The 12,537-nt window shown below is 63.8% G+C and carries 11 protein-coding genes and 1 pseudogene; 3 read left to right on the top strand and 9 right to left on the bottom strand.

The features are described 5' to 3' along the window. Positions 1-38: 38 nt before the first annotated feature. Both HWE17_RS27780 and HWE17_RS27775 read right to left on the bottom strand, forming a co-directional pair. Positions 39-1,292, bottom strand: coding sequence for an ABC transporter substrate-binding protein (locus HWE17_RS27780; protein ID WP_035817882.1), 1,254 nt, complete (start codon positions 1,290-1,292; stop codon positions 39-41). A 357-nt stretch (positions 1,293-1,649) separates the two neighbouring features. Then, complete coding sequence (locus HWE17_RS27775) at positions 1,650-2,939, bottom strand: carbohydrate porin (RefSeq protein ID WP_176391018.1); 1,290 nt, start codon at positions 2,937-2,939, stop codon at positions 1,650-1,652. 345 nt (positions 2,940-3,284) lie between these two features. Here HWE17_RS27775 and HWE17_RS27770 point away from each other — a divergent pair, with 345 nt between their 5' ends. Together HWE17_RS27770 and HWE17_RS27765 are read left to right on the top strand one after the other, a co-directional pair. Continuing rightward, complete coding sequence (locus tag HWE17_RS27770) at positions 3,285-5,198, top strand: glucokinase (RefSeq protein ID WP_035817879.1); 1,914 nt, start codon at positions 3,285-3,287, stop codon at positions 5,196-5,198. Then, positions 5,182-6,240: a LacI family DNA-binding transcriptional regulator gene (locus tag HWE17_RS27765; protein ID WP_176391017.1), complete on the top strand. Its 1,059-nt coding sequence runs from the start codon at positions 5,182-5,184 to the stop codon at positions 6,238-6,240. Before HWE17_RS27770 ends, HWE17_RS27765 begins: the two co-directional genes overlap by 17 nt. 19 nt (positions 6,241-6,259) lie before the next feature. Here the strand turns inward: HWE17_RS27765 and HWE17_RS27760 are convergent, their stop codons facing one another. The 5 genes from HWE17_RS27760 to HWE17_RS27740 all read right to left on the bottom strand — a co-directional run bounded on the left by HWE17_RS27760 (position 6,260) and on the right by HWE17_RS27740 (position 10,952). Next, positions 6,260-6,712: a hemerythrin domain-containing protein gene (locus HWE17_RS27760; RefSeq protein ID WP_099402517.1), complete on the bottom strand. Its 453-nt coding sequence runs from the start codon at positions 6,710-6,712 to the stop codon at positions 6,260-6,262. 199 nt (positions 6,713-6,911) lie between these two features. Beyond that, positions 6,912-7,832: a carbohydrate kinase gene (locus HWE17_RS27755; RefSeq protein ID WP_035817877.1), complete on the bottom strand. Its 921-nt coding sequence runs from the start codon at positions 7,830-7,832 to the stop codon at positions 6,912-6,914. Beyond that, the gene (locus tag HWE17_RS27750; RefSeq protein WP_176391016.1) at positions 7,829-9,043 is read right to left on the bottom strand and encodes an AGE family epimerase/isomerase; all 1,215 of its coding nucleotides are present in this window, start codon (positions 9,041-9,043) and stop codon (positions 7,829-7,831) included. Before HWE17_RS27750 ends, HWE17_RS27755 begins: the two co-directional genes overlap by 4 nt. 68 nt (positions 9,044-9,111) lie before the next feature. Further along, a complete protein-coding gene (locus HWE17_RS27745; RefSeq protein WP_176391015.1) occupies positions 9,112-10,113 on the bottom strand; it encodes a tetratricopeptide repeat protein in 1,002 nt (333 codons plus the stop codon). Continuing rightward, positions 10,110-10,952, bottom strand: a complete 843-nt coding sequence (locus HWE17_RS27740) for a tetratricopeptide repeat protein (protein ID WP_176391014.1) — start codon at positions 10,950-10,952, stop codon at positions 10,110-10,112. The genes HWE17_RS27745 and HWE17_RS27740 overlap by 4 nt, the downstream gene beginning before the upstream one ends. A gap of 134 nt (positions 10,953-11,086) precedes the next feature. Here HWE17_RS27740 and HWE17_RS27735 point away from each other — a divergent pair, with 134 nt between their 5' ends. Further along, a complete protein-coding gene (locus HWE17_RS27735) occupies positions 11,087-11,476 on the top strand; it encodes a DUF1090 family protein (RefSeq protein ID WP_176391013.1) in 390 nt (129 codons plus the stop codon). On the opposite strand, the gene mmsB is transcribed toward HWE17_RS27735, so the two are convergent. Continuing rightward, positions 11,473-12,366: a 3-hydroxyisobutyrate dehydrogenase gene (gene mmsB / locus HWE17_RS27730; RefSeq protein ID WP_176391012.1), complete on the bottom strand. Its 894-nt coding sequence runs from the start codon at positions 12,364-12,366 to the stop codon at positions 11,473-11,475. The two genes, HWE17_RS27735 and mmsB, sit on opposite strands and share 4 nt — an antisense overlap. Positions 12,367-12,375: 9 nt before the next feature. Continuing rightward, positions 12,376-12,537, bottom strand: a pseudogene (locus HWE17_RS28865) (malonate-semialdehyde dehydrogenase); the annotation flags it as partial.

Genomic DNA, 12,537 nt, shown 5'->3' with positions numbered 1-12,537 from the left:
TGCAGCGGGCGCCGGCGAGCGTGCCGGCGCCGTCGTGATTACTTCACTTTTGCCGCTTTGGCCAGGGCTGCAACCGCGTCTTTCGAGCTCATGTTGGTGTTCATGAACTTGGCAATGACGTCGGTCACGGCGCCTTGCGTGGCCGATGGCAGCGCCATGCCGTGGGCGAACGATGGCACCAGGCCGCCGGTCTTGTTGGTGGCGTCCATGTCTTCCATCGATTTCAGGGCGCAAGCGTCAAACTTGTCCTTCGATACGCCGGAACGCACAGGGATGGAACCCTTGTTCAGGTTGAAGATCGACTGGAACTTCGGATTCATGATGGCGTTGGCCAGGGCGATCTGCCCTTTCTTCGCATTCGCATCCTTTTGCGTGAACATGGCAAACGAATCGATGTTGAAGGTGTAGGCCTTGTCCGTGCCAGGCGCTGCCACGCACAGGTAGTCCTTGCCCGGCACCTTGCCTGCGGCCGTGAACTCGCCCTTGGCCCAGTCGCCCATGAACTGGAAGCCGGCCTTGTTGTTGATGACCATGGCGGTCGCCAGATTCCAGTCGCGGCCTGCCGCATCCTTGTCGATGTAGGTCTTCACCTTGCCCAGGGTGTCGAACACCTTGAGCATGGTCGGGCCGGTCAATTCCTTCTGGTCCAGCTTGAGGATGGCTTTCTTGTAGAACTCCGTGCCGCCCACGCCCAGCGCGACGGATTCAAACACGGTGGCGTCCTGCCAAGGCTGGCCGCCGTGGGCGATCGCGATGCCGCCCGACTTCTTGATCTTCTCGGCCGCGTCGAAGAACGCATCCCAGGTGGTCGGGGTGGTGGCCACGCCGGCTTTTTTCAGCACTTCCGGATTGACCCACATCCAGTTGACGCGGTGGACGTTGACGGGAGCGGCAACATAGTGGCCCTTGTATTTCATGATGTCGGCGACGACTTTCGGCAGCACGGCATCCCATTTGCCTGGAATGGCGGCATCATCGATATTGGCCAGCACGCCTTCAGCGCCCCACTCCTGGATCGATGGGCCCTTGATCTGGGCGGCCGTCGGCGGGTTGCCGGAAATGACGCGGGTTTTCAGCGCGGTCGCGGCGTTTTCGCCAGCGCCACCGGCCACGGCGAAGTCTTTCCAGCCGAAGCCGCTTTCTTTCACGATTTGCTGCAACTGGCCCACGGACTTCGCTTCACCGCCGGAGGTCCAGTAGTGCAACACTTCCACGTCGGTCGCAAACGCGCTGCCGGCAAATGCCAGGGTGGTCAATGCGGCCAGTTGGGTAATCTTGAATTTCAGTTTCATCTCCACATTCCTTTTTTGATCAAGCTTTTAGGGGGCTTCGGCATACGGGGGCCGAAAAAGGTGAAATCTGCGCCTGTACCGGCGCTCTTGTGCTCAGACCCGCTTGCAAACGGGCATCATCTTGGTGTAAAGACGGCGCCGTGATCCATGACATGCGTACACTGTATTTATATCACGGGACGGCGCCAAAAACGCATCCGCGAAGGATGCGCCAGGTTGATCTGCACTTACAAACATCAACACTGAACAAAACCGTCGCGAGCGGCAGTGATTTGTGGCCGAGAAGCGCAGCCGTGCTGGAGCACGGTGAGCATCGCAGGCCGCAAAGCGCGCCGCGCAGCAGGTTTGGTTCGGTGTTTAGAACCAGGTTTCGACTTGGAAGCCGTACGAAGTACCGCTGGTATTGTTGTTGTAGATCGGGCCGCCGTTGTTCGACGCGTTGACCGAGGCGGTGGCCGCGTCGTTCCATTTGCCGTAGGTAACAAAAGCGCGCAGTTCAGGACGCGACCACAGGCCAGGACCGGCGGAGATCGTCGGTGCGATGGTCAGCTTGGTCAAACGCTTGGCTGGCTGGCCGCCCGATTGCGTCACGCGATCCGTGCCCAGTTCGCCCACCAGCTTGAAGTTGTTGGTGAATGCATACACGGGACGCACGCCGACCGAGGTCCAGGTCGACGAACCCTTGGCGTTCGATTCGTCTTTTTGCCACAGGGCGACGAATTCCATGCCGAAGTTGGCCATCGGCTGGATCGCCATGTCATTGAAGATGCGCGTGCGTTTCACGTCCGAACCGAAAGTGGTGTCGCCCGAAGCGCCGAACTGCGCGCCCGTGCCGGTGCCAGGGCCGACGCCGTATTGCACGCCGAAGGTATTGCCGCCGCCGAAGACTTTCGCCTGGCGGTGGAATGCCGACAACTGCCAGCCGTTATGCTTCTTGCCGTAGAAGTCGTTGTCCTTGCCTTCGCCGATGATGTAGGTCGCGGCCAGGTCCAGGGTGCCGTTTTCATTGACGGGAATTTCACCGTAGATGAAGTTCTGGCGCACGGCCGAGGTGGTGCCGAGGATGGCGCCGTTATCGTCGCGCTTGTTGACATCGTTGTCCTTGAAGAAGGCGTACGAGAATTTACCCGGACCAGCAGGAATGCGATCCAGGCCGGCGCCCGTGCCGTTCATGTTGATGTACTGCAAGTCCAGCATGTGGATGTCAGGACGGTAGTAGAAGCGTTTACCGATCCAGGCCGTGCCGCCGTTCAGGAAATCGAGTCCCTGCGCTTCGACATAGGCCTTGACGATGCCCAGCTTGTTGCTGCCGAAATCCGAGTTTGGCGCGTAGGCGTTGACCCAGACGGTGGCCAGATAGTTCACGCCGCCGGACTGGGCAACGGACTTGGTGTAGCCGAATTCCGTGTAGGCGTCGCACTCATTGCCCAGACGGTATTTCATGGTATTGCCACCCAGGCCGAAGCAGCCTTGCGAACCGCCGTCGCCCGAGGTATTGCTGCCGGCGCCAGCGCGCAGGTAGCCGTGGAAGCCTTCGGCGTCGGATGGGTACATTGGATCGGCGGCAGCGGAACCGCTGGCGATGGCTAAGACGATGGCAGCTGGCAGTGTCTTCAACACGGCCTTCAACATGTTGCGATGCAGCATGGTAAGTCTCCTCAGTAGTTATTTTTTATCTAGTCATTCGTGGCCGAATGTACTGGCCAGAATTCTTTCCAGCAGAGACATAGTAACTATACTACGAACAAATATCAACATATTATGTTGTAATCCTACGACTACTCTGCGACACTTTATTTGCGTACCGACAGGCGAGTTGACTGCCCTGTTTTTCCCGCTGGCGCCATCCGTTTCCAGCACTGCGGGCAAGCATTTGCGCAGGCGTCCCGCATTTTTCGGCACGCGGCACGTATACGAATTAAAATCCTTGGTTTTTGCCATAACGACAGTGCGCCGCCAAGACAGCGCACGCATACGAGACTAGGCACCGCCATGAAAATTGATGAAAAAATGGAAGTAGCAGGCAGCGATCCGGCGGAGCGCTTCAGTGAAGGGCCGCGCCTGCTGGCCGACATCGGCGGCACCAACGCCCGCTTCGTGCTCGAAACGCGCCAGGGCCACCTGGAAGCGGTGGCCGTGCTGCCCTGCGACGACTACGCATCGCTGCTCGACGCCATCACCGCCTATATGGACAGCAGCGAGGCGCGCGCCGCCGGTTCGGCGCGCGTGCGCCATGCGGCCATCGCCATCGCCAATCCCATCGACGACGACAATATCCGCATGATGAACCATCACTGGTTCTTCTCGATCGAAGCCATGCGCGCCACGCTGGGCCTCGACACCCTGCTGGTAGTAAACGACTTCACGGCGCTGGCCATGGCCCTGCCCTACCTGCGGCCCGACCAGCGCCTGCAGATCGGCGGCGGCATGGCGCGCGCCGACAGCGTCATCGGCCTGCTCGGCTCGGGCACGGGCCTGGGCGTGTCGGGCATGATCCCCGCCGAAGACCGCTGGATCGCGCTGGGCAGCGAAGGGGGCCACGTCAGTTTCGCCCCGTGCGACCAGCGCGAGATGGACGTGCTGTCCTTCGCCTGGCGCGAACTGTCGCACGTCTCGGCCGAACGCCTCGCATCCGGACGCGGGCTGGAACTGATCTACCGAGCCCTGTCCGAGCGCGCCGGCATGCCCGATGCGCCGCCGCTGCTGGCGGCCGACATCACCAGCCGCGCGCTGAACAATGAATGCGACGTATGCCTCGAAGCGGTCGACTGCTTCTGCGCCATCCTCGGCTCCATCGCTGGCAACGTGGCCATGACCCTGGGCGCGCTGGGCGGCATCTATATAGGCGGGGGCATCGTGCCGCGCCTGGGCCCCCTGTTCGAACAGTCGCAGTTCCGCGCCCGCTTCGAGCAAAAGGGCCGCCTGAACGAATACCTGGCGCAGATCCCCACCTTCCTGATCACGGCCGAACTGCCCACTTTCCTCGGCATCGCCGCCATCCTGGCGCAAAAGCTCAAACGCGCCCATACCGGCGCGCCCATGCTCGAATCCGTGCGCCAGGCGCGCGGCCGCATGAGCCCGTCGGAATGCAAGGTGGCCGACTGGGTCTTGAAAGAGCCGAACGCCATGCTGACCCTGCCGATCGCCGAAATCGCCCAGCGGGTTGGCGTCAGCCAGCCGACCGTCATGCGCTTTTGCCGCTCGGTCGGCGTGCAGGGCCTGGCCGACTTCAAACTCAAGCTGGCGTCGGGACTGACGGGCGGCGCCATCACCGTGGCGCACTGCCATGTGGAGATCTCGGATTCCGACGCGGAACTGGCGCGCAAGGTGCTGGGCAATAACGCTTCGGCCGCGCTGGCCATGCGCGACATGCTCGACGTAAAAGCGCTGACGGCCGCCATCGAGCTGCTGCGCGGCGCACAGCGCGTGGAACTGCTGGCCGTGGGCAGCGCCCGCGTGGTGGCCGACGACATGCAGCACAAGCTGCTCAACCTGGGCATCGTCAGCAGCTTCTTTGCCGACCCGCAAGCGCAGGAAATGAGCGCCGCCATGCTCAAGCCGGGCGATGTCGCGCTGGTCATTTCCCGCTCGGGCGCCCTGCCCGACCTGCTGCGCACCGTCAAGGTGGCGCAAGGCTGCGGCGCGCGCGTGCTGGCGATTACGGCCAGCGGTTCGCCGCTGGCCAAGCTGGCCGACGTGCTGCTGACCCTGAACCACCCGGAAGGCAACCTCAATTTCGTGCCCATGATCGTGCGCCTGCTGCAGCTGATGATGCTCGATATCCTGTCGGTGGGACTGGCGCGGCGCGACACGGCGCAGCGCACCAGCGCCGCCGAACTGGAAGAGGGTCAATTGCACGGCATGCGCATCAGCGGCAAGCTGAAATTCGGTGGCCACCTCGAATAAGGCGGCGCACGCCGCCCCCGATACGTCCAGCGGCGCCACCGTGCATGACGTGGCGCGCGTGGCCGGCGTCTCGGCCATGACGGTATCGCGCGTGATCAATGGGCGCACCAGCGTCAGCGCGGCCACGCGCGACAAGGTCGAGGCGGCGATCGCCAGCCTGCGCTACCAGCCCAACCTGGCGGCCAGGGCGGCCCGCACGGGCACCCTGCGCATCGGCCTGTTGTACAGCAACCCGAGCGCCGCCTTTCTCAGCGAATTCCTCGTCGGCGCCATGGATCAATGCCGCCAGGGCGGCGGCCAGCTGCTGCTCGAACGCTGCGAAGACATCGACAGCCAGCGCGCCGGCATCGATTGCCTGGTGGCGGCCGGCGTGGACGGCATCCTCGTGCCGCCGCCCCTGTGCGATTCGCCAGAAGTGCTGGCGCAGCTGAACCAGATGGGCATCCCCGCCATCGCCGTGGCCACGGCGCGTCCCTCGCCCGGCGTCTCGGCCGTGCGTATCGACGACTACGAAGGGGCGCTGGCCATGACGCGCCATTTGATCGCACTGGGCCACCGCGACATCGGCTTCATCGAAGGCGACCCGGCGCACACGCCCGCCCTGCTGCGCCGTCAGGCCTTCGAGGACGCCATGCGGGAAGCGGGCTTGCAGGTAGCCCCGCACAGGGTGGCGCAAGGCTACTTTACGTATCGCTCGGGACTCGACGCGGCGCGCCAGCTGCTGGCGCAAGCACCGCACCCGAGCGCCATCTTCGCCAGCAACGACGACATGGCCGCCGCCACCCTGGCCGTGGCGCACGGCATGGGCTTGCAGGTGCCAGCGGAATTGAGCGTGTGCGGCTTCGACGACACCCCCGTCGCCACCACCGTCTGGCCCGAACTGACCACCATCCACCAGCCCATCGCCGACATGGCGCGCGCCGCCGTCAATCTCGTCATCGACGAAATCCGCCAGCGCCGTACAGGAGAAACGTCGCCCGCCACGCATCATCTGATGGCGTTCACCCTGATGGAACGGGCGTCGACGGGACGCGCACGCTAGCCGCGCGCGTGCATGACGCTCAAGCCTGCATGTCGGGCAGTTCGATTTCCGCCTTGCGCGCCGCGATCTGGCTGGCCATGGCTTGCAGGTCGAGTTCCGCGTCGCGCGCACACGGGAAAATCTCGCCCTCTTCTTCCAGCACGTGGTGATCGATTTGCTCGGACAAGACCTTGACCTTGGCGTCGTACAAGTCTTCGCCCGGCGCCATGGCGACGATTTGCGCGATCAGCTCCTTCGCCGATGCGTGTTCGACGACGGCTTCGTCGATCAAGTCTTCATTCGAGCGGCTGGCATCGCGCACGGCGGGATAGAAAATTTCTTCTTCCACCATCGCATGCTTACTCAGTTCCTGACAGATTTTCAAGGCCAGCTTGCGCTTGCTGGCCAGCGAACGGTCGCTGAGGCCCTCATACTGTTCGAACAGTTCTTTCACAGTTTGATGGTCTTGCGTCAGCAGCTCGATCGCGTCCATGTCCGGCATGCCGGCCTGGGTTTGGGAAACGGAAGCTGCCTGAGGTGATTGGGTGGCCATGATGTTGTCTCCAGTTGTACACATGAAGTCCCCATTCTAGACAGCACCATGCGGTAGCCATGTAGGAGCATTGCTTACGACAAGGTAGGCCAAACGTAAAGGTGCCTACCTTGTTGATGCAGATCAGGCCTGGTCGGACTTAACTGACGACCGTGCGTGCCTCCAGCGATTCCACCAGTTCCACCGAAGGTGGCGCGCCGCCGGCCGCCAGGCAGGCGCCCGCGCCCGCCGCGACGGCAAAGCGCAAGTGCTGGCCGCCATCGGCGTCGGGCCGGTACATCAGGCTGTACAGCAGGCCGCCGATGCTGGCGTCGCCCGCACCCACCGAGTCGACCACCTCGATGACGGGCGGCGCCGCCTGCCATGTCCGTTCGCCCTGGTACAGGGCCGCGCCCTGTGCGCCGCGCGTATATAAATACGTGGCGTGCGGATTCCAGCTGCGCAGCATGGCAAACGCGCCATCGATGTCGTCGTGGCGGAACAGGCCCGCCAGGTCTTCATCGGACACCTTGATCACGTCGGCCAGCTGCGTCATGCGGCGCAGGGTAGTGTCGTAGCGTTCATCCATCATGATGCGGAAATTCGGGTCGTAGCTGATTTTCACGCCAGCCGCCTTCAGTTCCTGCGCCAGCGCCACCAGCTTGCCCGCCAGCGGTTCGCGCGCCAGGCTGATGCCGCCGAAATGCACCCATTGCGCGCCCTGCATCCAGCCGGCCGGCAAGCGCGCCGCGTCGAAATGCAGGTCGGCGCTGTCGTCGCCGATGAAGTAATACGTGGGCGGATGCAGTTCATGCACGATGGCCAGCAGCGGCGACTTCGCATGGCGCTGCAAAAAGCGCATGTCCAGGCCCGCCACGTCGGTGGCAGCGGCCAGCGCGTCGCCAAAGACGTCGAGGCTGACGGCGCCCGCAAAGGCGCTGGGCACGCCCAGGCGCGCCATCACGCGCGCCACGTTCCAGGTCGAACCGCCCACCTGGCTGCTCCAGGAATCCGCACCCGTGCGCAACATGTCCGTCAGCGCTTCGCCGGCCGACACAAAAGTTGGAAAAGAGGTGCTCATGCCGCACCGCCAATCACGTTCAGCACTTCATGGCAGGCGCCCATGGTGTGGTAATCGGTCTTGCCGGCCGGGCTTTTCTCCTTGCTGATCTTGCCATTCTCGGGCGTCAGAATGCGGTACCAGGCACCGTGTTCATGGTCGACGAAGTGCTGCCAGCTGTAGTCCCAGATCTTGTCATAGCTTTGCCAGTAGGCCTCGTCCCCGGTGCGCGCGGCCAGCACGGCGGCCGCGGCGAAGCTTTCCGCCTGCACCCAGAAGTATTTGTCGCCGTCGCAGATTTCATCTTGCGGGCCGAAGCCGTAATGGATGCCGCCATGCGCGCCATCCCAGGCCTTGGCCAGGGCCGTGTCGTACAGTTCGCGCGCGCGCGGCAGCAGCCAGTCCGACGGACCGGCCATGAATTGTGAATGGCGCTCCATGATCAGCAGCAGCTTGGCCCATTCCGTGAAGTGGCCGGGCTGGTAGCCCCACGGGCGGAAGATATTACTCTTGTCGTGCAGGTTGTAATCCCAGTCGATGGCCCAGTCGGGCGTGTAGTGCTCCCAGATCATGCCGTTCGCCAGGCCCGCCTGGCGCACCGTGATGTTGTGCGCCAGCGTTTCGGCGCGGTGCAGGTAGCGCGCTTCGCCCGTCGCTTCAAAAGCGGCCAGCATGGCTTCGCACGCGTGCATATTGGCGTTCTGGCCACGGTAACCATCCAAAGTAGACCAGTCGGCGCTGGCCACATCCGCGTACAGGCCGTGTTCGGGCAGCCAGAAACGCTGCTCCATCAGCTCAAACGTTTCGTCCAGATAGGCGCGCGCTTCCGGCAAGCCCGCCTGCAAGGCGTGGGCATACGCCAGCAGCACGAAAGCGAGGCCGTAGCAGTGGTTGGCGCCGTCTTCCACCTGCTTGACGCCATCTTTCCACGACAGTTGCCAGGCGTAGCCGCCCGTGGCCGGGTCGCGGTGCGCGTCGCGCAAGAAGGCCACGCCGTGGCGCACGGCCGCCTGGTATTCGTCGCCGCCGAAACGGCGGTACGCCATGGCGTAATTGAAGATGAAGCGCGTGCTGCTGACCAGGTGGCGCGTGCTGGCGTCGTACACCGTGCCATCGTCGAGGAAGAAGTGATAAAAGCCGCCGCTGGGGTCAATGGCGCGCGGGTGATAAAAGTGCATCGTGTGCAGGATATGCGCTTCGAGCATCGCCTTGGAGCGGAAATCGGGATTCATCGGTCTCTCATGATATTGTTATCGATAACAATGATGATAGCATGCCGTTTCCGCGCCGTCATGCCCCCTCAGGGAGTCTTGGCCAGCCTGAGCTTTTCGCGCCACAGTGCGGCCTGCGCGGGGTCGGCAGCCTGTCCCAGCTCGCCCTTGTCGTACACCTTGACCAGCCGTTCGATGGCCTCCACGTCGCCCTGCTTTGCCGCCAGCAGATACAACTCGAACGGCTCAGGAGCCGGCCCTTGCCGGGTCGGCCCGCCGCGGCCCTGCTCCAGCAGCCGCGCGAAACCCGTCTGGCCCGGCGGGCTTTTGGCGATGGCCGCCATCTCGTACCAGCCCAGGGCAGCTTCGTCGCTCCGCGGCACGCCCTGCCCCACTTCATATGAATACGCGACATTGTTCAAGCCGGACGGATCGAGCGCCTTGGCCGACTTCATGTACCAGCCGAACGCCTCCTTGCGCTGCGCCTCGTCCTTGGCCGTCATCATTAGTCGGTAGCCGATTTCATTGTAGGCGGGGATGAAGCCATTCTCGGCGTAAAACTTCAGCCAGTGCAGCGCATGCGCCTGCTCTTCCGGGCTGCTGTGGATGTTTTCAAAGTGCTGGGCCACGGTGAAATTGGCCAGTTCCACGCCTTGCGCGGCGCCCTTGCGCGACCAGAATTCGCCCAGCTTGCGGTCAATGGCCATGCCCTGGCCCAAGGTATAGGCCACACCCAGGAAAGCCTGCGCCGGGCCGTAGCCGCCTTCGGCCGATTTCCGCAGCCACGCCAGGCCGGCGTCATAGTCGCGCGGCGTGCCTTCACCCTGGTGCAGCATCTGCGCCAGCTCCAGCTGCGCGGCGCTATCTCCCGCTTGCGCCGCCAGCCGCGCCTTGTCGAAGGCGGCGACCTTGTCCGGCGACAGGTCGGCCGGGCGGTTGATCACGGCCTGCACCTTTGCGCGCATGGCGTCCTGGCCGGACATATCGAATTCCACCAGCGCCGGATGCTGGCGCGGTGCTTTGGCGGACGCCTGTTGCGCCAGGACGGGCTGCGCCAACGCAAGGCTCAAGATGAACAACATGGTCTTCATTTGTTTTCCTTTTCAGCCAATTTGCCGCGCCATTCGGCGGCGTCTTCGGCATTCGCCTGTTGTCCCAGTTCGCCGTTGACGTACACATCGACCATGCGCCGCATGGCGGGCACGTCGCCGCTCCATCCCGCCCGTTCGTACCAGAGCAGGGCCAGCTTGTCGGACTGTTTCACGCCCAGGCCCAGTTCATGTGCGCGGGCCAGGTTGCGCATGCCGGCCGGCTCCTTTTCACGCGCTGATCGGTCAAACCAGTGGAAAGCCTCGCCGCGGTCCTGCTCATCGGTGGCGGCGCGCATCAGGTGCTCGCCCAGCGCATTGTAGGCCGGCACAAAGTGCTGCTCGTTCGCCGCCGCCTTCAGCCAGGTGATGGCCAGCGCCTGCTCTTCGGCACTGCTGTCGCCATCGATGAATTCCAGCGCCAGGATGGTTTGCGCCTGTGCGTCGCCCTGCGCCGCGCCCTTGCGCAGCCAGTATTCACCCTGCACGCGATCGACGGGCACCTTGCCACCGACAGAATAGGCCAGGCCCAAAGCCGCTTGCGCCGGCGCATAGCCGCCCTCGGCCGACTTGCGTATCCAGGCCATCGACTGCGCCATATCTTGCGGCGCGCCCACGCCCAGCTGCAGCATGCGCGCCAGGTCCAGCTGCGCCTCCACGTCGCCCGTTTCCGCCAGCCGCCGGGTCTCGGCAAATTCAGCGATGCTTTCCGGGCTATGGGTAGTCACATCGGCCCGTGCCTTGATGGCGAGCAGCTGCAGATCGAGCAAGGTGGGCGAAGTTTGCGCCAGGACGGGCAGCGGCAGCAGAAAAGGCAGCAGACAGAGTAATTTCTTGGGCATGCGGTGGTATCGGGAGGAAGAAAACACGCATGGTAGCCGATGGCCGGCCAGACAGGCGCGCACTGCAGGCGAAGTTTGACAGGGCATCCCGGCGGGCTTACATTGCACGAGCTTATCACTTATACAGGAACGCCATGAACCGCCTCGCCACCACCGCCTTGACCCTGCTGCTCGCCGCGGCCTCCGTGGGCGCCAGCGCCGCAGACACCCAGCTGGCCGGCTGTGCCGCCAAGCGCGAAAGCATCCGCAGCGAATTGCACCAGGCCCAGGAACAGGGCCTGTCCGACAAGGTCGCGGGCCTGACGCACGCGCTCGACGAAGTCAACGCTCACTGCCGCGACAACACCCTGGTCGAACGCCACAACAAGAAGGTGCTGAAGGCGCAGGCGAAGGTCAACCAGACGGAGCGTTCGCTGCGCCTGGCCCAGGAAGCGAATAAACAGCCGAAGAAGATCGCCAAGCTGGAAGGCAAGCTGGAAAAAGCCAGGGCCGACCTGGTGGCCCTGCAGGCGCAACAGCCTTAAGCTTTATCGCCCAATAGCTGATAAATGCTGGAAAAGTCCAGCGCGCCAGATCCCGCCTTGCTGTGCAAACTATACAAATTGCGCGACAAGGCGCCCAGCGGCACACTCGCTCCGCTGGCCAGCGCGCTTTCCACGGCCAGCCCCAGGTCTTTCAGCATCAAATCGACGCCAAAGCCGCCCGTGTAGCCGCGCGACGCGGGCACGTTTTCCGCCACGCCCGGGCACGGGTTGTACACGTCCAGGGTCCAGTTGCGGCCCGAGCTCTTCGCCATCACGTCCGACACCACTTTTGGATCGAGGCCATTGGCCACGCCCAGGCGGATCGCTTCGCTGGTGCCGATCATCAAAATCCCCAGCAGCATGTTGTTGCAGATCTTGACCGTCTGGCCGCAGCCCGAGCCGCCCGCGTGGAAAACCGCCTTGCCCATGACGTCCAGATATGGCCGCGCCGCCGCCAGCGCGGATTCTTCGCCGCCCACCATGAAGGTCAGGGTGCCATTGGTGGCGCCCGCCGTGCCGCCGGAAACGGGCGCGTCCAGCATCGGCAAGCCCTTCTCCTGCGCGGCGCGGCCCACCTGGCGCGCCGCCTCGGTGGAAATCGTCGAACAGTCGATCAGCAAGGTGCCGGGCCGCGCCTGCGCCAGGATGCCCGTGTCGCCAAGATAGGCTCCCAGCACGTGGCGGCTGGCCGGCAGCATGGTGATGACGATGTCGGCCGCCTGAATCGCCGCCGCCTGGTCATCGGACACGAGGCCGCCGCCGTCGGCGAACTGCCGCACGCTGGCGGGCACCAGGTCAAAACCCGTCACGGCATGGCCGGCCCGCACGAGGTTTTGCGCCATGGGCAAGCCCATGTTCCCCAGGCCGATGAAAACGATATTGGTCGCCATGGCAGCCCCTTATTTCATCGAGATGGTGGTATTGACGCCGCTGCCGCCATCGTCCGGGGCGAACCAGCGCGCCGTGACGGTCTTGGTCTGCGTCCAGAAGTACAAGGCTTGCTTGCCGTTCGGACCCAGATCGCCCAGTTTCGACGCGCGCGAGCCCGTGAAACTGAAGTA

It is taken from the genome of Janthinobacterium sp. BJB401, assembly GCF_013372745.1.
GTDB classification, from domain to species: domain Bacteria; phylum Pseudomonadota; class Gammaproteobacteria; order Burkholderiales; family Burkholderiaceae_D; genus Janthinobacterium; species Janthinobacterium rivuli.
This window is presented reverse-complemented; position numbering and strand designations above follow the sequence as displayed.

Coding starts and splice junctions, on each gene's coding strand:
- HWE17_RS27760 (WP_099402517.1), bottom strand. CDS start 6,712: ATGGACGCGATCGAGCTGCTGACGCAAGACCATCAAACTGTGAAAGAA.
- HWE17_RS27755 (WP_035817877.1), bottom strand. CDS start 7,832: ATGAGCACCTCTTTTCCAACTTTTGTGTCGGCCGGCGAAGCGCTGACG.
- mmsB (WP_176391012.1), bottom strand. CDS start 12,366: ATGGCGACCAATATCGTTTTCATCGGCCTGGGGAACATGGGCTTGCCC.
- HWE17_RS27745 (WP_176391015.1), bottom strand. CDS start 10,113: ATGAAGACCATGTTGTTCATCTTGAGCCTTGCGTTGGCGCAGCCCGTC.
- HWE17_RS27780 (WP_035817882.1), bottom strand. CDS start 1,292: ATGAAACTGAAATTCAAGATTACCCAACTGGCCGCATTGACCACCCTG.
- HWE17_RS27770 (WP_035817879.1), top strand. CDS start 3,285: ATGAAAATTGATGAAAAAATGGAAGTAGCAGGCAGCGATCCGGCGGAG.
- HWE17_RS27750 (WP_176391016.1), bottom strand. CDS start 9,043: ATGAATCCCGATTTCCGCTCCAAGGCGATGCTCGAAGCGCATATCCTG.
- HWE17_RS27740 (WP_176391014.1), bottom strand. CDS start 10,952: ATGCCCAAGAAATTACTCTGTCTGCTGCCTTTTCTGCTGCCGCTGCCC.
- HWE17_RS27735 (WP_176391013.1), top strand. CDS start 11,087: ATGAACCGCCTCGCCACCACCGCCTTGACCCTGCTGCTCGCCGCGGCC.
- HWE17_RS27775 (WP_176391018.1), bottom strand. CDS start 2,939: ATGCTGCATCGCAACATGTTGAAGGCCGTGTTGAAGACACTGCCAGCT.